Below are 18,373 nucleotides of genomic sequence, written 5' to 3' on the forward strand. Positions count from 1 at the left end.
CGTCGCGCCGACTCATCGGTGCGGGACGGACGGGCGGGTACTCGATACCGCGGACTGCCCAAGACCTGTGCCGCGACGAGAGGAGTGAGCATGGTCAGCGATCACCGAACCCGCCTCACCCAGCAGATGGCCGAGTCCGTCCAGCGGTTGCTCCGACGGCAAGAGATCAATGAGCGTGATCTTCTAGCCGAATTAGTCTCGGGCGCAGTCCGTCTCCTGCCGTGCGTACAACACGCAGGCATCACGGTCTCCACCAAAGAGGTGGTTACCACCGAAGTGTCGACCGGCCCGATCCCCGAAGAGCTTGACCAAGTTCAAGCCCGTTATCACATGGGACCATGTCTGTGGGCGGCCAAGCACGAGGACATCGTCCGCCTCGACGACGTCGAATACGATCCACGCTGGCCGGCATACAGTCGCTACGCGGCAGAGCACACTCCCGTACGGTCCGTCCTGAGTCTGTCACTTGCGACCGACCGTCCAGGCCGCAGTGCCCTCAACATGTATGCAGAGAAGCCGCATGCCTTCGACGTCGGCATGGTGGAGACCGCGTTCGCATACAGCGCCTACACCGCGGTGGCGTGGGCGTTAGCCAGGCGCGATGTTCAATTTCATGAAGCCTTGGCCTCTCGCGACGTCATCGGTCAGGCGAAGGGGATGATCATGGAGCGCTTCTCAATCGGCAGCCAGCAGGCGTTCGACTTGCTCAAACGATTGTCCCAGTCGTCCAACACGCCGTTAGCGGAGATTGCTGCGGGACTCGTTGAAGCCGAGCACGCGGGAAGCAATCGCCCCGGCGACCGCGCGTCGCTCTGACGCGTGGTCTGTCGAATACGTTCCGTCTCAGTTGCTTTCGTCGACGCGCTGGTGATGTATGCACGGGGCTGACATCGCCGCCCTTCTCGCACTGGGTTCAGCATTGTGCGTCGCCACCGGTGACGTGTTGCAGCAGCGCGCCGCGAATCGGATCGCTCATCGCGGTGTCGGCAGGTTTCGTTCGCTCGTCGGCTTGGCGTGCAACCGGAAATGGCAAGTCGGCGTGCTGTTGCTCGGCACCAGCATCGTGCTGCAAGCCGCTGCACTGGGCCGGGGCTCGGTGCTACTCGTGCAGGCGCTGCTGATGCTGTCGCTCTTGTTCGCGCTGTCCGTCAACGCCAAACTGACCGATCGCCCGGTGCGCGGTGGCGAGTGGCTCTGGGCCGGGCTACTGACCATCGCAGTGATCGTCGTGGTCACTGTCGGCAATCCACAGGCAGGCCGCCTCAGCGCTTCGCTGCACACGTGGTCTCAGGTGGGAGCGGTGATCGGTCCAATCATGCTCGGGTGTCTCGTCATTGCCCGACGAACAAGCAGCGGTGAGATGGCCGCGGTGATGTACGCGTTGTTTGCCGGATCGATGTGGGGCGCGTTCGCCGTGCTGACCAAGGAGGTCGTCGCGCGACTTGCCAACGGCTACGGGGCAGTGCTGCACGCCCCCGAGTTCTTCGCCTCGCTGGCCGTGGCGGTGGGCGGCTTCATCGGTGGTCAGCTGGCATTTCGGGCGGGGCCTTTGACCGCGTCGATGCCGGCTCTGCAGATGGCGCAACCCGTGATGGCGGCCGTACTAGGTGTGGTCGTGCTCGATGAAACGCTCGACACCGATCGAATCGGTCTGATCGCGATCGGTGTGGCGCTGATCGTGATGGCGGTAGCCATCTTTCAGCTAGCCCGCATCGATGCGCGACTCACCCGTCAGCACGCCGACACGCACTCTGACTCGATGTCGTCGCCGGTGGCCAGCCGCTGACGCAGCCGGACAAGCCATCTGGGCGCCCACCAGGTCCAAGGGACCAGAAGATGAATGAAGGCCGGCACCAGAGCCATTCGCACCAACGTGGCATCGACTATCGCCGCCAGCGTCAAGCCGACACCTGACATCGGCTTGAAAGACACGTGGGCGGGAATCAAGGCGGCGAATGAAATCGACATCAGCACAGCTGCGGTCGTAACGACTCGACCGATGCCGGCGATGCCGGGCGCGGTGCTTTCGTCGTTGGTCGCGCGCACCGTAGCGGCACCCGGCAGCTCACGCCGAGGGATACGGTTACCTGCCCGGAGGTGGTGGTTGATCGGACCATTGGAAGGGTACGCGACGACAGACGTCGGTCAGGATTCAGCAGTTCAGTCGGGGCAGCTGCGGTGCATCGATGCCGTCTTGCAACACAACCATGAATGGGAAGTGCGATGACCACGACATCCAACGACATTGTCGTCCGGCACCCGAACGAAAACGATTGGGACGCAGTGTATGCGAATCAAGCACGCACATTCGGCGATCCGATAGACGCGGCCAGTATCGAGGCGTGGAAACAACGCGTGAAGTTGGAAGACATCCTGATCGCTGAAGATATCGCCGATCCTGATGATCCCTTCATCGTCGGGACCACAATCGTCTACCGCACACTTCTCACCGTGCCCGGCGGCGCCCGGTTGCGGGCCGCGTGGCTCACGATGACGGCGGTTGCGTCGACACACCAGGGGCGAGGAGTCTGGGCGCAGTTGAGCCTCAAAGGACTTGAGATACTGATCGAGCGTGGCTATCCCATTGTGTGCGGCGTCCCGACGCAGACCGAAATGTACGACAACGTAGGCGCCGGCGTAGCCAGCTACAGTCAAAAACTCGTCATCGACCGACGGTCGGCGACGTTACGCAACCCGCCGGAGGCTTACCACACGCGTGAGCTCAATGCGGCACAAGCGCGGCACGTGCTGCCTGAAATCTACGAAAGATGGTGCACGGCAACAAATGGCGCCGTCCAACGTACTGACGCGTGGTGGAACGACAGCTTGGAGGACCGGCCCACCCAGCGGGGTAACGGATCGGTGTTGAACTGCACGACACATCCAGACGGTTTCCTGACCTATCGCGTCGTCGGTCAATCTACCCACGCGTTCCGACCTCCGCTCGGGTCGACCGTGGTCGAGGATTTCTGTGCGGTCACCGACGAAGCCCACACCGAACTGCTCGCGGCGTTGCTCACACTCGAGATGTTCGACCACATCAGCATCGACGCGCCCCTCGACGACGCTCTTCCGCTGAAGCTGACGGACCTGCGTGCAGCCGAGGTCGACGCCGTCAGCGACTGGCTGTGGGTCCGCATCAACGACGTGCCGGAGGCCCTCGGCGCACGTGGCTACATGGCCGACGCCGACGTTGCATTGGAAGTCGTTGATCCTCTTGATCTATCGGGCGGAAGATTTCTGCTACAGGTACGCGATGGCGCCGGCAAATGCCTTCCTCACGAGGGGCCCGCTGACATCGAGATCAGTCTCGCAGACCTCGGGACCATCTACACGGGCGCCCATCGGCCATCAGAACTTGTCCGTGCCGGACGCATCACCGAGTTGCGCGAAGGTGCCATGCACATCTTGGACGACATATTCCGCGTGCAGCGAGTTCCGTTCTGCAACACGCTGTTTTGAGTGGCGGGGGTCGCAGGGCGCCTTGTGCAGTTCTTGCGATCTCAATCTAACGGCTGAAATCACGACGGGTAAGGCGGATACTGTCTGGCTTTGAGTACCGCTGCGAGGTGGGCCGCGTTGCGCGCAGCTGCCGCAGTGGCTGACGCAGTGCCCTGCGGTATCTCGTCGAGGTCGTTGTAGTCCGTTTTACCCATCGCCTCGCCATTCCAATACGTACAACCCTGGGCGGGAATGGTGTAGCCCACATCGTTGAGGCCCTGGAACACTTCGGCGACGATGTGGTGGGCGCCGTCTTCGTTGCCCACCACGGCGGCGATCGCCACTTTGCCGGTCACAATCGGACGATTGTCTTTGTCGGTCTCGGACAACTCGGCGTCGAGCCGTTCCAGCACGCGCTGCGCGACACTGGACAAGTGCCCCATCCACGTCGGGGTCGCGACAATCAAAATATCGGCCGCTAAGGCTTTTTGACGGATGGTGGGCCACTCGTCTCCATCGCCCATGTCGGCTTCCACACCCGGCTTGATGTCGTAATCCGCGCAGCGGGCGGTCTGCCCGGCAACGCCATGCGAGCTTAACTCGTGCAGCAGATGCTGTGCCATGAGTTCACTACTGGACGGAGCCGGCGACGGCTTGAGACTGCACACCAATGCGAGGGCGGTCAGGTTCTCGGTTGTAGTCATACATCGGGCAGTACCCGAGTTTCCATAAGGGTGAAACGCCTGCCACGGCATCGCCGACAGCGTATCTGCTGAATGCGCCGCCAATTCAGTTATCCGCCATACGAAGTGCTGCAGGGCGGCAGAGTTTCGTTAAGTGGCTTACGCGAAATCTCCTGCCAGTGCGCTCGGTCCGATGCAGGCTCTCTTGGCCTTCGATGCAGCGTCACGTCTCTTTCGTGATCACGAATGGTGTTGCACCCGTGGATAAGAAGTCTCGGCAGCTCTGGCGCTGATTGGCGACGACGGGGCGAGTCGCTGACGGCCTCGGTAGCGCGATTGCCTGCATTGGGTATCCTTGACCAACTTCCCGTTCCTATCCTTGGCGTGCATGTTGATAGGTCAATTGCATTCGCCCACAATGCATTTACAGAGATGCTGGGGTATCAGATAGAAGACCTGCTCGAATTTCGGTCAGACGAGATCTTCGTGAGTTCACTGATGAAAGAACTCGCCCGGATACGTCTCCGTGAGGGCGCGGGCCGGGCGATGCTTTCGTTTGCTTGGCGCGGCAGTCGGGCATGTTCCTGGGTGTGCTACCAGACAGCGCCGCCACCGTGAGCGCACACGGCAGTCCATCTCTGATGGAGGGATGGATGCCCCTGACGGTCGAGATCGTGGCAGCGATGGCGCTAGTGCTCGTTCTCGCGTGTCGTCGACCGCCGCTCAGACCGCTGACCAGCGGCGCAGGTGCGGCGGTGGGCTTGATAATCATGTTGACCGCGCGCACGGCTTTGCACGATTCAGGCCTGTCCGGCGAGTTGCCACCCTGGACGCTGTGGGGTTGGACATCTGTGACGGGCTTCGCGGCGGCTATCGCAGTCATGGGATGGCGGCGGGCGAGTGGCTGGTGGCGGCACGGCGCGGTATTCGCGTCGTCGTTCTGCCTGTTGAGCACCGGCCTGGTCGTGAACGCCTGGATCGGCTATCTCCCGACCGTGACCATTGCGTGGGATCAATTGACTGGGGCGCCGCTGCATCCGGTTCTCGATCTGCCCGCCGCTACGGCGATGCGTTCTCGGGGCGCACAGCCGCATGATGGGCAACTCGTCCCGATCGATACCGGCGACCGGGCGTCGGGCTTTCGCCATCGCACAGAATGGGTGTACCTACCGCCGGCCTGGTTTTCGGGCCGGGATAGCGCAGTCTCCGCCGTGCTGATGATCGGCGGTGAGTTCAGCACGACGATCGACTGGGCCCGCGCCGGTGCGGCCATAACCAGTGCCAACGAGTACGCCAAGGCTCACGATGGTTATGCGCCCATTCTGGTGTTTGCCGACGCCAACGGCGCCTTCGCAAACGACACTGAATGCGTCAATGGCACTCGCGGTCGAGCCGCCGACCATCTGACCGGCGACGTGCTGCCCACCGTCGCCAATCTGTTTCGTGTGAGCGCGAATCCGTCGCGATGGGCGGTCGCAGGGTTCTCCTCTGGAGGTACCTGTGCCGTCGACCTGGCGGCAATGCATCCCGAGTTGTTCAGCAGATTTGTCGACATCGCGGGCGACGAGCGGCCCAGCGCCGGCAACCCTACACGCACACTCCAGCGCCTCTTCGCCGGCGATCAGCGGGCGCAGGCCGCATTCGATCCCGCCACGGTCATTGCCAAGCACGGCCAGTATGCCGACACCGCGGGACTGTTCATGGCGCCGGCGTCGGCGAACTTTGATCATCAGGTGGCACAACGGCTTTGCAGCGCGGCGGCCTTGCAGGGGATTCGCTGCTCGGTGCAAGTACTTCCCGGACGCCACACCTGGCCGTTTGCCGCCGCGGCATTCGAGACGGCGCTGCCGTGGCTGGCCGCGTCGCTCGGCACCCGCGATCCGCGACCGGACTAGCCCACGCGCGTGTTGTCCTGGTCCGCTATCAGCGTATTAGCAATATGGTCGAATGCGTTGTAGCGCTGCATCTCTCGGGCCAGCCTGCGAGCCGAGCGGCGGTACGACGGTTGCGTGAGGATCCGATCCACCGCGTCGCGGACGTCGCGGGCGGTGGGCCGCGATGTCCGGAGGTCGATGCCGGCGCCGGAATACGCGACACGGGCAGCAACCTCGGGTTTGTCGGAGGCGGCGCCCGCGACGACCAGGGGTATCCCTAAGGACAAGGCGTGGTGCACGCCGCCGAACCCACCGTTGGTGACCATGACGTCCACCGCTGGGAGCAGTTCGCTGTACCGGGCGTAATCGGTGACAAAAGCGTTGTGCGGCATGGTCATCGGCAGTGTCGTCTGGCCGGTTCGCCCGGTTGCCACGACGACTGCGACATCGTTCCGTGACCCGAGGGCATGCGCGGTGGGCACGACGAGCTCGGTCAGGTCAGCGTTGTCCCAGGTGCCTTGAGTGACGTGCACAACCGTCTTCGCCCGTCGGTGCGGGTGCTCGGTCTTGGTGAGTGTCGACCGCGGCGGCAGAACCGGCCCGGCGAAGCTCACTGACGGCGGCAGATTCGTCCGCGGATACTCCAGTTCCGGGATGGACAACTGCGCGACGCGGTCGGCCAACAAGGGCCAGTCGGTGACGAACGCCGGTGAGCGTGGTGCGCCGAGAGAACGCAGCGCCTCGTTGAACCGCGCCTGCACATCACGGAACAACACGCCGCTCACCACTTGATTCATGGCGCGGTAGTCCTTACCCGGTCGCGGTTGCCAGCCCATTCCGAACGGAGGGGTGTCAGGGCTGGACAGCATCAGCGGGCCGACTCCGCAGACGGTGACCGGTGGCCTCGGTTGGGAGGACAGCAGCAAGGGGACGGCGCCGGTGAATGCCACATCGCACAGCAGCGCGTCAGGACGCTGCTCGGTCACCAGTCGCTGCAGGGCATTCCACTGCGCGACCATCGGACCGATGAACACAGACGCCAGGTCGTGCCGACCGGTCAGCAAGCGCTGTATCAAACCCGGCCACGCCGGGGCCGGTAGCGGTGCCGGGGGAGCCGCAGCCGGCGTAAGCGCATGGTGACTCATCTGTTCACTGCGGATTGCGTCGCGGTAACGCTCGTCAGCCAGAAAATGAACGTCATGACCTCGCTGGACGAGATCACCGCCGATAGCGGCGAGGGGGCCGACGTGGCCTGGAATGCTGCTGGCGGCCAACGCATAAGTGGCCACGTTGACTTTCTCCTGCCGATCCTGCCTAAACCGTTGGCCCGTATCCCATGACGCTGCCCGATTAGAAGACTTTCCGGTATGACGTTCCCTGGCAGTTGCGGGGCAAAACTGCGTTCGGCGACCGAAGTGTGTGATTGACAAAACACCACACAACACCAGCCGCGAAGCTGCTCCCCGCGCCCCATGTGGGAACGACGCCGACGATGGTGCGCCAGTTCGAAGCGGGCTTGAGCGGTTAGCTCAGTACCATGACCAGCAGCGACCGCCCCTCAAACGACGACGCCGGCGGCGAAGGCGAAACTTCACCCAGCGAGCCCTGGTGCGGAGCGTGCCCGCGAAGCTGACGAGCGGGCGGCCGCGGTGCACGAGGCCGCGGACAACGTGTAACCAGTCGCCGACAATCAGGTCCAGTACAACATGCGCGCTGATGGAAGCGTCGCGGCGAGTTCAGCTTCGAACCACGAACGCATCTGAGCCATCACGTCTTTCGGGTATACGTACTTCGCAGAACCGTACTTGCCGAACTTGCGCGTCCGAACGGACTCGTCCATCTCGAGCTTGGTTCGTGGATACCAGTCCAACAACACCGCCTTGCTGGCTGGGGTGAAGCGGTGCGTGATGCACTCCACGGTCAGGTCGACGTCCGAGATGTCGCGAACGGCGTCAGCAACATGTCGCAACAATTCGCCATAGCCGTTGCGCCACTCCGGAATAGGCATGATCGGCGCGATCGTCAGCCCGATCGGATAGCTGGCATCCGCTAGTTCATGCAGGGCCGCGATGCGCCGCGTCACGCTCGCCGTGCCACCCTCGAAGCGCCGTGAGACCTGCTCGGCGTTGACCGAAAGTCGCACGCGGGTGCGGCCGGCATGGGGTAAGCCGAGCAGCGGTGTGACATCGTCGAACTTGGTGGTGAACCGCAGTCCGACCGGACCCGGCCAGTCGTGCGTCCCGACGTGCGCGATGGTCGCCGACAGCGAACCCGTCAAGTGCTCCAACGCCAGCGGATCCGTATAACACGATGCTTCAAAAGTAGTTCCCTCATGGGACCTTTCGGCGGACGCAGAGGTGATGGAGCCGCGTCCAACGTGACGATCCATCTCGGCCAGGATTTCGGGGAGGTTGGCGTAGACGCGGGTGATAGGGGGACCGGCCAGCGACCCGGCCAGATAGCAGTACTGGCAGTGTGCTGGACATCCCTGAGCAAGGTCGACACGCCAATCGGCGCTGGGCGGGATGGGCTGGAGACGGCGCTTGCTGGGTGGGGCGACTACAACGGCGAGTGTGCGCTTGGCCAAGGCGTAAGCGGCCCGATCGTTGTCGGCCCGCAGTGCAGGTAGCCGATCGCCGGCGAGCACCTCGATATCGGCGACACCAGCCGCTTCGCAGCGTGCGGCGATGTTCGCGCCATGCGGCAACTCGAACGCCGAACGTGTCACCAACACCCGGTGCGGCGTCCATATCGTCGGGGCCCTGGACTCGCGAGTCGCGGTCTGAACGGCGGTGGACTGTTCTCTAACCATTGCTCACAACAACAGCACGTAGGCCGGCGCAATTCCGCTGCATTTCAACGTATTACGCATATGGCGCGGCAAGATTCTCGGCGTTGATCCGGATGCGCCTACCGGAATCGCGTGCCCTCGTCTGACTTCACGACCGGCGTGACATCGGTCGTGTGCGGAGGTTCTCCGGACGCTGTTGGAAACCGGCATCGCCTCGCCGGAGGTGCGCATCCGGTTCTTCTGACGACTGGTCCAAATAGGAAATTTGTGTGATTTGCATGTGTATTTCTCAGTTAAGCTGCTCGCAGCAGCCACCAAGAGGGGATCGCGATCATGACTCGACGTGTTGGTTCACGAGCGGCAGTTGTCGGCGCCATCGGCGCCGCAGCCTTGGGTGCCGCGCTCATCAACAGCCCGTTGGCTGACGCCACCACAGACCCGCCCCCAGTGCCTTCGCTTCTGGATTTCGGCCCGCCTGGCTCTGAGGGCTACCCGACGACGATCGAAGCCTCGTCGATTCCCTTCATATACAACTTTGAAGATCAGACCGTCCCGTACTCAATCTCGGAAAACGCAACTACGGTTGGCACCTACGACACCCACGAGGTCGGCGGGGTCGTCGGTTTGCTTCCGTTCCTTGCCTTGACTGAAAACTCGGCTGTGGTCACCGACAGCACGGGGTTGGCGCCGACTGTCGGAACAGAGTGGAACGGAGTTGCTTTCGGCTCTGGGGCGCTGCCTGGGCCCGCGCAGTTGGCCTTTATCGATTCGTATATGAGCAGCCCGGACGGGTCGTCAGCGAACATATTCGAACTATTCGGGCAGATCGGTGACTATTTTTCGACCGGTCCGACGGGCACAGTGTTCGAAGTGGACATCTTCAACACGTGGCTGCCCATTTTCGATACCCAGGCCGTAACTGCGATGTCCACCGGCCTCGACGCGATCGGTGCAGGCGGGATGACCGACCTGAGCGCCCTAGCGGCTGAATTCTCCACCTTGTTCTAGCGCATTCAGGGCAGAATCTCGCGCCACTTCGGGTGCCAGAGCAGCCGTACGGGAAGTGCCGGCTGGTCGACCGGTGGGCTGCTCTCGATGCCGGAGATCTGATGCCAGCCGGAACGGCGGCGCTCCCAGACGCTGCCGTTGTCGGCCGCGGCCGACCGTCGACGGAACATCTCACGCACCATCGACTTGAGCGGCAGCGCCGCCAATTCGTCCACAGTCTCGATCGACTGCAGCGGTATCGCCATCCCCGACTTCATAGGTCTACGCGTTCCCCTCGAATGCGAAAACCCCCAACCTGTGACTCATAGTACGTGGCTTGGGGCCGGATGTCGTATCGGTCAATTGGCGGATAGGCATGTTCGACGCCGTAGTCTTCCTTCGTGAATGCGATCGACCCGGGCAAGCTTGCTACCTGCCTACAGGTCCTGGCCGACATCGAGGCGTTGCCGCCCGAGCACCCCGACGCGGTCGCGGTGCGTCGCGCAACGGCGCGCATCTTCAAATCGGTTCGCAAGGCCCGCCGAACCGCCAAGCGCGACGCGGTAGCCGCCGCGGACCGTGCCGTCATCGCCGCCACGGCCACCGGCGCCCCCGGCCGTATCGACGACGAGACCGCGGGTCTGCCGCTGGTGTCCACCGCGGTCGGCGCGAGCGCGGGAACGCTGCTCCGCTCACGTGCCTGCTACATCTGCAAGCAACACCACACTGTGGTCGACGCGTTCTACCACCAGCTCTGTCCGGAGTGCGCCGCGCTGAATCGCGCCAAGCGCGACGCTTGCACCGACCTCACCGGTCGGCGAGCCCTACTCACCGGCGGTCGCGCCAAGATCGGCATGTACATCGCGCTGCGACTCCTTCGCGACGGCGCTCACACGACCATCACCACCCGCTTCCCGAATGACGCGGTGCGCCGCTTCGCGACGATGCCCGACAGCGGCGACTGGCTGCACCGGCTACGGGTGGTCGGCATCGATCTGCGCGACCCCGCTCAGGTCGTCGCGCTCGCGGACACGGTTGCCGCGCAAGGGCCGTTGGACATCCTGATCAACAACGCCGCCCAGACCGTGCGTCGCGCACCGGGCTCCTACGCGGCGCTCGTCGACGCCGAGCGCGCCCCGGCGTCCGAACTCGTCGACGTCCTCACCTTCGATCGGGTCAGCGACGCCCACCCGGCGGCCTTGGCCGGAAGTCTCGCTGAGCACCAAACCCCGCACGCCATAACAGAACTCGCGCTCACCGCCCGCAGCGCGTCACCGGAGCGAATAGCCGCGGGGGTCGCGATCGACGCGGGCGGCCTGTTGCCCGACACCGCGTCGGTCAACAGCTGGACTCAACGCGTGCACGAGGTCGACGCGATGGAACTGCTCGAGGTCCAACTGTGCAACCAGACCGCGCCGTTCATTCTGGTGAGCCGCCTGCGACCGGCGATGGCCGCGTCGCCCGCTCGCCGGACGTACGTCGTGAATGTGTCGGCAATGGAGGGGCAGTTCGGTCGCAAGTACAAGGGCCCCGGCCACCCGCACACCAACATGGCGAAGGCCGCGCTGAACATGCTGACTCGCACCAGCGCCGGCGAAATGCTCGAGCAGGACGGCATTCTCATGACCGCCGTCGACACCGGCTGGATCACCGACGAGCGTCCGCATCCGACCAAACTGCGACTGGCCGACGAGGGCTTTCACGCCCCGCTCGATCTCGTCGATGGCGCGGCCCGGGTCTACGACCCGATCGTCCGCGGTGAGGCGGGGGAAGACCTTTACGGCTGCTTCCTCAAGGATTACTCCCCGAGCAGCTGGTAGCTCAGCTACTCGATGGTGTGGACGATGAGGATGTCCACCTTGGCCTTGCGCGCGACGGTATCGGGCACGGAACCCAGCAGCCGGCCGGCAACGGTACCCAATCCCAGGTTGCCGACGACGAGCAAATCTGCCTTCACGTCATCGGCCAACTTCAGCAGCGCGTTGACCGGTGCGCCGGTGACCGCTTCCTCTTTGATGTCCTTTGCTCCCGCCGACTTTGCACGGTCGCGGGCATCCTGAAGAATCGCGTACACCGAGGCGCTGCCGTGCACCCTGTACGCGTCGCCGCCGAGACTGTCGGCGGCTTTACCATCGCTGACGCGGTCGGGGGAGGGCGCCCGTGACCAGCCGCCTTTCTCCGAGGTGTCGTTGTGTGCGCTCGCGATGACCAACTTCGCGCCTTCTTGCGCCGCGATCGCCGCAGCGCGATCGACCGCACGGAACGACGACTCCGAGCCGTCCGTTCCGACGACGATTGTCCGATAGCTCATCGAGCCTCCATCAGCCGGTCAACGAGGACACCAAGACCCTAGCGGCCCAGCTCCCGGTTCGCGGCCGGTTAGGCCCGCAACATGCCAGCCCTATACGCGCTTCATCTGGGTCTTGAGGTGGACGCCGTTGCTCCAGTCCATACCGCCGGCGAGGGTGTTCTCGTCAAACCAGACGTGGTCGCCGCTCGAGGTGGGCCCACTCCACACGGCGCCCTCCGGGTGAAGGTCGGCGGCCCAGTTGCTGCCTTGCATGTGTACGCAGCCGTCGCCGCAGGGCGAGAGGTGCATGGTGGTGGTGTTGCCGACTCGGGCTTGGCCGGGGTCGCTGGTTTCGGTCACGGTTCCGACGTAGTTCCCGTCGGGCGGCGGCGCGGCGGACGCTGGCGTTGCCAGGCCGATCGCCGCACCGACGAGGATGGCGCCCAGCGCCATCACACGGTTGATACAGGTCATTTCCATCTCCTCGCGTCGCCCCTGAGACTGCCTCCGGGCTCTGGTCACCGACGCTATGGCGGGGAATCCGCCAGGCGATACAGGGTTTTCCCTTGCTCTGACGAGTGACGCCTACTTGCTTTACCCGCGGTACATGAGGTTCTCGACGTAGTCGATACCGAATGGGGCGTGGCTGCTGAGCGCCTTATCGCTGTTGAGGATGTAGAAGCCGCTTCCCGGTTTGGTGTGGTCGACCTGAACGACGGCGATGATCTGGTCGGCCATCGCGCCATCGCTCTTGGCGACGTAGTTACGCACTTCGGTGAATAGCTGATGGTCGAGCGAGCCCAATTGCAGCCAGCGATAGAGCCTGTTGTCGAGTGTCACCGTGTGCTTCGACCAGTCGGACGCGGTAGTCGCGGGTTTTGTCGTCTTCAGTGCGGCGGTGAGTTCTTTGCGGATCTTGTTGTCGAATTTCGTGACGTGGATATGCAGTTGCGGGATTTTGTGGGTATTGCCGGAATTAATGGCCAGCACCCAGTCCTGCCCGGCCAAGTGGCTATCTGAGTCGTTGGCCCACTTTCCGGCCCACGGCCAGAGGTTCAACATCTGGTCGGGCGCCCACGACTTGTGGCATTCGATTCCGGTCGCCCGAATGAGCGGCAGGATCAACCAATCCCAGGCGCCGAATCCGGGACCGCCGGTGTGTACCGCGTAGCCGTCCTTGCGTTCCGGATTCTTGGGATTGGTGGGGAATTCGACCTTCTTGTTGGACCCGGGTGCCTGCGGGGTGGCGTCTTTGACGTCCTTCCACAACGACACATCGTCGTTGTCGCTTCCGCAGTTGCCGCCCGCCGGGTCGGCGAAAGCAGGCCATATTCCGGTTCCCGCAAGAGCCGCGCTGGCGCCCACGGCGGCGGACGTCGCTATGAAAAGGCGGCGACTGACGCCCTGATTGGTCGAACTCTCTTGCGCCATTGGCCGCCCTCCGCTCATTCGGTCTGCGAGTGCGAGGAGCCTAACGGCAGGTCAGCACGTGTCGGGACAAAATGCCAAAGTCAATTAGACATAAATTCAATAGACCGTCACGTCGGCACATGAGATCAATGTGAAATAGTCAGGTGCAACATAGGAATATGCGGTGGGCACTTATCCACACTCGCGGCGGCGTGACTGCCTAAACTGGCAGACGTGACATCAACTCGCACCCTGCGGACGGCATTCGCCGCGCTACCGCTGGTCGTCGGTGTCTGGCTCGGGCAAGGTTACGTTGCCTCAGCGGACCCGCCCTACGAAGACTGCAGCCAGGCCCGCGCCGACGGCCGGTCGAGCATCCCGTACACCGACCCGGCCTACAACCCGGACCTCGATCTGGACGGCGATGGTCTCGCCTGCGAACCCTCGAAGGCGCATCGATCCAGGCGGTAACCGCGTCTAATTACCGGCTTCGATGGCGGCGACCCGCGCGATCGCATCAGGTCCGCAAATGCGCTCGAGATTGACCCCGCCGCCGGCGAGCAGGGCGTCGATTCGTCGTTTCAGGTCCCCGGATGACAAGTGCGCATACAGGTTCGCGCCCGGGCACGAGGTCTGAGCGAAATCCCGATGGCCGGCCAGCGTATCGGTCTTGACATGAAAATTCTGAGCCGCCCAAGCGAATGCCAGAGCGGCTCCGTGCAGTTGTTCCTCCGGCACGCTTTCCCGGTCGAAGTCTCCTTCGCACAGAACCAGGAAGTGCCCGGTGGTGTCGTAGTCGGTCGCGGTGTCGCCCACCAACTCCGTGCTGCGAAGCTCGTAGAGATTTCCTCTACGGTCGACGGCGAGGTGGTACGCGATGTCGATCCAGCCCTTGTCCAGGTGATAGCGCTGATCTTTGCGCAGACGTTCCGGCGCATGTCGGTTGTCGCCGAGCACCACCGCCTCGTGGTGCAGGGTCATCCGGGTGATGGTGTGCCGCTTACCGCCGGGACGGGCGGGCAATGCCCCCCAAGCCTCGCGACACAGCAAGGTGGCTGCTGCGGCGCTGGTCAGGCGGGTCGCGATCGTCGGTGCCGGTGAAACCGCGCACCCGCCGATCGTCGACACCAGAGCCGTCCCGCCCGCCAGCCGGAGCAATTGACGGCGGCTGACCACGTCACGGAGCACATCCATGCGCTCACGCTAACGCGTGAGCCGGTCAGCTTCCGGTGACGATCCGCTGCTCGACGTAGCGGCCGGTGACGACGTTGGCCGTGGCCTGGCTCTCCATCCGCTGAGCATCCCGCTTGATCCGCCGGTTCAGGATTCGGTCGTCGCGGCGGGTCAAGGTGGCTCCGCGCTTACTCAGCAGGTCCAATTGCTTCCAGCTGAGGCCGTCGAGGTCGCCGACGGAATCGTGCGTGGCGACCACGACGGCGCCATAAAGCAGCGGCACCGTCTTCGCGGTGAAGTCCGTGGTTGCCAGGAGCATTTCGGTGGCATTGCGATTGATCTTTCGTCGGCACCGACGCGTCGAAGGGGTGAACCAGAAATCGAACTGCCGATCCGCACTCGTCAGACTTTCCAGCCCATAATCGTGGACCAGCGCGACGATATCGGCGTTGCTGTAGGCACGAGTTTCGTAGACGACGCCATCCGGATTGAAGTAGAGGATCGTGTTCATGTCGCTTGTCCTTTTCGGTACTGGGCTGGACTGCCTCAACGTGTGCAACGGATAATCACACGCATGTAATTCCCACAATCACGTTAGGGCTAAACATCCCTAACGAAAAAGACACGATTCTGATCTTGAAAGGGTCGTTGCGGGTGGCATTGCGCGCGGCGACAGTCGGCACATTGGCGCGTAAAACACCTGCCCTGACCAGTGAACCGCGGGTGGATGTCTGACAGACTGTCGGCATCGGCCCCATATCCCTCTGTCCGTCACCGTGAGCCTCGACACATGGAGCACGTTGGTGAATGCTGCTGCTGTTCCCGAAGCCGGGTCGCAGTTGTCCGTTGCGATGCGAACCGCCTCCCAGCAAGAGCACGACGCCGCAGAGAAGACGCCGTTCATCACCGAACTGCTCCAAGGTGGCCTCCGGCAGGACGCCTACACGGCCTACCTCACTCGGCTGCGCACGATTTACGCCGCACTCGAAGAGGCGGTGCGCGGCCAGCGCAACGACCCTGTCATTGCCGCGGTATATGACCCTGCGCTCGAGCGTCTCGACGCGATCGACGCCGATCTCGAATGCTGGGCCAACGGCTCACGGGTGGCGGCCGATTCGTCCGCGGCCGAGTCATATCGGCGGCGACTGGAAAGCCTCGACAGTGGTGTCGCGCTGTTGGCCCACCACTACACGCGCTATTTGGGCGACCTATCCGGCGGTCAGGCAATCGGCCGCACCCTCGATCGAATTTTCAATCTCGGCGGAGTCGGCCTCGCGTTCTACGCGTTTCCTGTTCAGCCCAAGCGTTACAAGGATGGCTATCGTGCACGCCTCGACGCCCTCACTCTTCAGTCCGAGCAGGTCGAGATCTTGCTGAGCGAGGTCAAGTGCGCTTTCCGGCTCAATCAGGCGTTGCTCGACGAACTCGGCACCGACTTCGGCGTGAGTGGTTCGCGTGATCGGTGAGTCATCGACGCCCGACGGTCGCCCGGCCGACGAGTTCGTCCCCGTCGGCACGCCCATCGACCTGGAAAACTGTGCTCGCGAACCGATCCACATCCCCGGCAGTATCCAGCCGCGCGGTGCGCTGGCGGTGGTCCGGGAGCCGTCCTTCGAGATCCGTCAGGTCAGCGCCAATGTCCCCGAACTCCTCGGACGATCCGTCGACGACGTGCTGGGACGACACCTCTCCGCACTGATCGGCGTCGACCAAGCGGCGCGCATCGAGCAGGCGGCCTCGGCCTTCGGGGAGCTGCGCGAACGCAACCCGCTCGAATGCCAGATCGAGGTCGCCGGAGAGCTGCGCGCATTCGACGCCATCCTGCGGCGTGAGCCCGGCGGCGTGCTGCTCGTCGAACTCGAAATCGCCTACGGCGAGCGGCCTTTCTCCTTCCCCAACACCTACCAGGCGGTCCGCGGTTCGGTGGAGGAGCTGAACCAGGCCTCGACGCTCACCGATCTGTTCAACATCAGCGCGCGTGCCGTGCGTGACCTGACCGGCTTCGACCGCGTCATGGTGTACCGCTACGACGACCACTACAACGGGGAGGTCGTTGCCGAAGCCAAGCGCGACGACCTGAATTCGTTTCTCGGCCTGCACTATCCGTCGACCGACATCCCCGCTCAAGCGCGCGCGCTGTACGAGAAGAACTGGATCCGGCTCATCTCGGACGTGAACTACACGCCGACACCGCTGGTGCCGACCGTCGACCCGGACACCGGGACGCCGCGTGATCTGACCTACGCCACACTGCGCAGCGTCTCACCCATCCACGTCGAGTACCTGCAGAACATGGGCGTGCACGCGTCGATGTCGATCTCGCTGCTGCGACGCGGGCGCCTGTGGGGACTCATCGCCTGTCACCACTACGCCGGCCCGCACCTGCCGCCGTTCGGCACCCGCGCGGCCGCGGAGTTCCTCGGCTCGACCCTGTCCCTGCGACTGGTAGACCAGTTCGAGGACGACCAGCTACACAAGCGTCTGGCGTCGCAGGCCGTGCTGGCCAAGCTCACCGCCGCGACCCTGGGCGAGGACGAATCGATTGCGTCGGCGCTGCTGGGCGCGCCCGACCTGCTCGACTTGGTGCCCGCCGACGGTGTCGTCGTCGAGATCGACGGCGAAACCGAGGTGCGCGGATCGGTCCCGCCGCCCGACGTCGTATCCGAGGTAGCTACGTGGGCGCGCGGCGCCGGCGACGAGATCGCCAGCACCGAGCACCTGTCCCGTGACATTCCCGCTCTGAACCTCGACCCGCAGGTGGCCGCCGGGGCGTTCGCCCTCAATCTGCCGGACGGCCAGTACGCCATCTGGTTTCGCCGTGAGGTGCAGCGGTCGGTTGATTGGGGCGGCGACCCGCACAACAAGGCGATCGCGGTCAGCGAGGGCGATGAAATCCGGCTGAGCCCACGCAAGTCGTTCGATCGGTGGCGCGAGATCGTGCGGGAGCGCAGCGACCCCTGGACGTCGAGCCAGATCGAGTCGGCCGAGGCGCTTCGTCGCCACCTGGTCGAGTCGTTGTATCGCCGCACCCGCAGCGCGCTGCGGATGGCCGAGACCATGCAGCTCAGCCTGCTGCCGGATTCGATTCCGACTCTGGACAATTGGGAGCTCTCGGCGCACTACGAGCCGGCGGCGGGCGGCCGCGTGGGCGGCGACTGGTACGACGCGTTCGAGCTGCGCGACGGCCGGCTGGTGGTGGTGCTGGGTGATGTTGCGGGACATGGCATTACCGCCGCGGGGACAATGGCGCAGCTGCGCAATGCGCTACGCGCGCAACTGTTCGTCGGCACCAGCCCTGCGGAAGCGCTCAACGAGCTGAACGAATTCTGCGAGCACATGATGCCGCGGGCGTTCGCCACGGTGGTCGTCGCGCGGATCGACCTCATGACCGGCGAGGTGGAAGCCGCATGCGCCGGGCATTTGATCCCATACCTGACGAATGCGGAGACGGCTTTCCAAGCGCCGATTCAGCTTTCGCCGCCCATCGGTCTCAAGCGCGTGACTTACGCGCCGAGCGCTTTCACGATCGAGCCCGGACACCGGATGGTGATGTACTCCGACGGCTTGGTGGAGCGGCGCGGCGAGGCGATCGACGACGGCATCAACCGGCTTCGCGAGACGCTGATGCGTCCCGGTGATGCGCCGGCGTCGCGGATTCGTGAGGTGATGGAGTGGGGCGATGCGCACGACGACGTTACGATCGTCACCCTTCGACGTCCCTGAC

The 18,373-nt window shown here is 63.9% G+C and carries 19 protein-coding genes and 1 pseudogene; 10 read left to right on the top strand and 10 right to left on the bottom strand.

Translation table 11 applies throughout. The features are described 5' to 3' along the window. The first annotated feature begins 90 nt into the window (after positions 1-90). Together PT015_RS00285 and PT015_RS00290 are read left to right on the top strand one after the other, a co-directional pair. Positions 91-816 (top strand): GAF and ANTAR domain-containing protein, encoded by a 726-nt coding sequence (locus tag PT015_RS00285; protein ID WP_285187990.1) that lies wholly within the window; start codon positions 91-93, stop codon positions 814-816. Between the two features lie 58 nt (positions 817-874). Next, on the top strand, positions 875-1,786 hold the full coding sequence (locus PT015_RS00290; protein ID WP_285187991.1) for a DMT family transporter: 912 nt from the start codon (positions 875-877) through the stop codon (positions 1,784-1,786). Here the strand turns inward: PT015_RS00290 and PT015_RS00295 are convergent. Further along, positions 1,732-2,043: pseudogene (locus PT015_RS00295) on the bottom strand (MMPL family transporter); the annotation flags it as partial. The gene PT015_RS00290 and the pseudogene PT015_RS00295 overlap by 55 nt on opposite strands. A gap of 180 nt (positions 2,044-2,223) precedes the next feature. On the opposite strand from PT015_RS00295, the gene PT015_RS00300 reads away from it, so the two are divergent. Next, positions 2,224-3,462 carry a GNAT family N-acetyltransferase gene (locus PT015_RS00300; RefSeq protein ID WP_285187993.1) on the top strand — a complete coding sequence of 413 codons (1,239 nt, stop codon included), beginning with the start codon at positions 2,224-2,226 and terminating at the stop codon, positions 3,460-3,462. Positions 3,463-3,521: 59 nt separating this feature from the next. On the opposite strand, the gene PT015_RS00305 is transcribed toward PT015_RS00300, so the two are convergent. After that, the gene (locus PT015_RS00305) at positions 3,522-4,145 is read right to left on the bottom strand and encodes a flavodoxin family protein (RefSeq protein ID WP_285187994.1); all 624 of its coding nucleotides are present in this window, start codon (positions 4,143-4,145) and stop codon (positions 3,522-3,524) included. Between the two features lie 632 nt (positions 4,146-4,777). On the opposite strand from PT015_RS00305, the gene PT015_RS00310 reads away from it, so the two are divergent. Then, on the top strand, positions 4,778-6,019 hold the full coding sequence (locus PT015_RS00310; RefSeq protein WP_285187996.1) for an alpha/beta hydrolase: 1,242 nt from the start codon (positions 4,778-4,780) through the stop codon (positions 6,017-6,019). On the opposite strand, the gene PT015_RS00315 is transcribed toward PT015_RS00310, so the two are convergent. Then, the gene (locus PT015_RS00315; RefSeq protein ID WP_285187998.1) at positions 6,016-7,062 is read right to left on the bottom strand and encodes a glycosyltransferase; all 1,047 of its coding nucleotides are present in this window, start codon (positions 7,060-7,062) and stop codon (positions 6,016-6,018) included. The two genes, PT015_RS00310 and PT015_RS00315, sit on opposite strands and share 4 nt — an antisense overlap. A 69-nt stretch (positions 7,063-7,131) precedes the next feature. Between PT015_RS00315 and PT015_RS00320 the strand changes: the two genes are divergently transcribed. Beyond that, the gene (locus PT015_RS00320; RefSeq protein ID WP_285188000.1) at positions 7,132-7,338 is read left to right on the top strand and encodes a hypothetical protein; all 207 of its coding nucleotides are present in this window, start codon (positions 7,132-7,134) and stop codon (positions 7,336-7,338) included. 350 nt (positions 7,339-7,688) lie between these two features. Here PT015_RS00320 and PT015_RS00325 read toward each other — a convergent pair whose 3' ends face one another. Beyond that, positions 7,689-8,810: a spore photoproduct lyase family protein gene (locus PT015_RS00325; RefSeq protein ID WP_390887902.1), complete on the bottom strand. Its 1,122-nt coding sequence runs from the start codon at positions 8,808-8,810 to the stop codon at positions 7,689-7,691. Between the two features lie 312 nt (positions 8,811-9,122). Between PT015_RS00325 and PT015_RS00330 the strand changes: the two genes are divergently transcribed. Next, positions 9,123-9,797: a hypothetical protein gene (locus tag PT015_RS00330; RefSeq protein WP_285188003.1), complete on the top strand. Its 675-nt coding sequence runs from the start codon at positions 9,123-9,125 to the stop codon at positions 9,795-9,797. A 5-nt stretch (positions 9,798-9,802) separates the two neighbouring features. Here PT015_RS00330 and PT015_RS00335 read toward each other — a convergent pair whose 3' ends face one another. Continuing rightward, on the bottom strand, positions 9,803-10,042 hold the full coding sequence (locus tag PT015_RS00335) for a hypothetical protein (protein ID WP_285188005.1): 240 nt from the start codon (positions 10,040-10,042) through the stop codon (positions 9,803-9,805). A 135-nt stretch (positions 10,043-10,177) separates the two neighbouring features. Here PT015_RS00335 and PT015_RS00340 point away from each other — a divergent pair, with 135 nt between their 5' ends. Continuing rightward, a complete protein-coding gene (locus PT015_RS00340; protein ID WP_285188006.1) occupies positions 10,178-11,596 on the top strand; it encodes an SDR family oxidoreductase in 1,419 nt (472 codons plus the stop codon). A 5-nt stretch (positions 11,597-11,601) separates the two neighbouring features. Here PT015_RS00340 and PT015_RS00345 read toward each other — a convergent pair whose 3' ends face one another. From PT015_RS00345 to PT015_RS00355, 3 genes are all read right to left on the bottom strand, one after another. Continuing rightward, on the bottom strand, positions 11,602-12,087 hold the full coding sequence (locus PT015_RS00345; protein WP_285188007.1) for a universal stress protein: 486 nt from the start codon (positions 12,085-12,087) through the stop codon (positions 11,602-11,604). A gap of 90 nt (positions 12,088-12,177) precedes the next feature. After that, complete coding sequence (locus PT015_RS00350; protein ID WP_285188008.1) at positions 12,178-12,540, bottom strand: hypothetical protein; 363 nt, start codon at positions 12,538-12,540, stop codon at positions 12,178-12,180. A 120-nt stretch (positions 12,541-12,660) separates the two neighbouring features. Further along, complete coding sequence (locus PT015_RS00355) at positions 12,661-13,497, bottom strand: CDP-diacylglycerol diphosphatase (protein ID WP_285188009.1); 837 nt, start codon at positions 13,495-13,497, stop codon at positions 12,661-12,663. Between the two features lie 213 nt (positions 13,498-13,710). On the opposite strand from PT015_RS00355, the gene PT015_RS00360 reads away from it, so the two are divergent. Then, positions 13,711-13,947: an excalibur calcium-binding domain-containing protein gene (locus PT015_RS00360; RefSeq protein ID WP_390887903.1), complete on the top strand. Its 237-nt coding sequence runs from the start codon at positions 13,711-13,713 to the stop codon at positions 13,945-13,947. A gap of 6 nt (positions 13,948-13,953) precedes the next feature. Here the strand turns inward: PT015_RS00360 and PT015_RS00365 are convergent, their stop codons facing one another. Both PT015_RS00365 and PT015_RS00370 read right to left on the bottom strand, forming a co-directional pair. Further along, positions 13,954-14,670: an N-acetylmuramoyl-L-alanine amidase gene (locus PT015_RS00365; protein ID WP_285188010.1), complete on the bottom strand. Its 717-nt coding sequence runs from the start codon at positions 14,668-14,670 to the stop codon at positions 13,954-13,956. A gap of 25 nt (positions 14,671-14,695) precedes the next feature. Next, positions 14,696-15,160, bottom strand: a complete 465-nt coding sequence (locus tag PT015_RS00370; protein WP_285188012.1) for a hypothetical protein — start codon at positions 15,158-15,160, stop codon at positions 14,696-14,698. Positions 15,161-15,500: 340 nt separating this feature from the next. On the opposite strand from PT015_RS00370, the gene PT015_RS00375 reads away from it, so the two are divergent. Continuing rightward, positions 15,501-16,115, top strand: coding sequence for a biliverdin-producing heme oxygenase (locus PT015_RS00375; protein ID WP_285190844.1), 615 nt, complete (start codon positions 15,501-15,503; stop codon positions 16,113-16,115). Next, positions 16,105-18,372: a SpoIIE family protein phosphatase gene (locus PT015_RS00380; protein WP_285188013.1), complete on the top strand. Its 2,268-nt coding sequence runs from the start codon at positions 16,105-16,107 to the stop codon at positions 18,370-18,372. Before PT015_RS00375 ends, PT015_RS00380 begins: the two co-directional genes overlap by 11 nt. The last annotated feature ends 1 nt before the right edge of the window (position 18,373 follow it).

This window comes from Candidatus Mycobacterium wuenschmannii (assembly GCF_030252325.1).
Lineage (GTDB): Bacteria > Actinomycetota > Actinomycetes > Mycobacteriales > Mycobacteriaceae > Mycobacterium > Mycobacterium wuenschmannii.

Bases quoted from the DNA above. Each gene is read 5' to 3' on its own strand.
- PT015_RS00285 (WP_285187990.1), top strand. From the start codon at position 91: ATGGTCAGCGATCACCGAACCCGCCTCACCCAGCAGATGGCCGAGTCC.
- PT015_RS00290 (WP_285187991.1), top strand. From the start codon at position 875: ATGCACGGGGCTGACATCGCCGCCCTTCTCGCACTGGGTTCAGCATTG.
- PT015_RS00300 (WP_285187993.1), top strand. From the start codon at position 2,224: ATGACCACGACATCCAACGACATTGTCGTCCGGCACCCGAACGAAAAC.
- PT015_RS00305 (WP_285187994.1), bottom strand. From the start codon at position 4,145: ATGACTACAACCGAGAACCTGACCGCCCTCGCATTGGTGTGCAGTCTC.
- PT015_RS00310 (WP_285187996.1), top strand. From the start codon at position 4,778: ATGCCCCTGACGGTCGAGATCGTGGCAGCGATGGCGCTAGTGCTCGTT.
- PT015_RS00320 (WP_285188000.1), top strand. From the start codon at position 7,132: ATGGTGACTCATCTGTTCACTGCGGATTGCGTCGCGGTAACGCTCGTC.
- PT015_RS00325 (WP_390887902.1), bottom strand. From the start codon at position 8,810: ATGGTTAGAGAACAGTCCACCGCCGTTCAGACCGCGACTCGCGAGTCC.
- PT015_RS00330 (WP_285188003.1), top strand. From the start codon at position 9,123: ATGACTCGACGTGTTGGTTCACGAGCGGCAGTTGTCGGCGCCATCGGC.
- PT015_RS00335 (WP_285188005.1), bottom strand. From the start codon at position 10,042: ATGGCGATACCGCTGCAGTCGATCGAGACTGTGGACGAATTGGCGGCG.
- PT015_RS00345 (WP_285188007.1), bottom strand. From the start codon at position 12,087: ATGAGCTATCGGACAATCGTCGTCGGAACGGACGGCTCGGAGTCGTCG.
- PT015_RS00350 (WP_285188008.1), bottom strand. From the start codon at position 12,540: ATGACCTGTATCAACCGTGTGATGGCGCTGGGCGCCATCCTCGTCGGT.
- PT015_RS00355 (WP_285188009.1), bottom strand. From the start codon at position 13,497: ATGGCGCAAGAGAGTTCGACCAATCAGGGCGTCAGTCGCCGCCTTTTC.
- PT015_RS00365 (WP_285188010.1), bottom strand. From the start codon at position 14,670: ATGGATGTGCTCCGTGACGTGGTCAGCCGCCGTCAATTGCTCCGGCTG.
- PT015_RS00370 (WP_285188012.1), bottom strand. From the start codon at position 15,160: ATGAACACGATCCTCTACTTCAATCCGGATGGCGTCGTCTACGAAACT.
- PT015_RS00375 (WP_285190844.1), top strand. From the start codon at position 15,501: ATGCGAACCGCCTCCCAGCAAGAGCACGACGCCGCAGAGAAGACGCCG.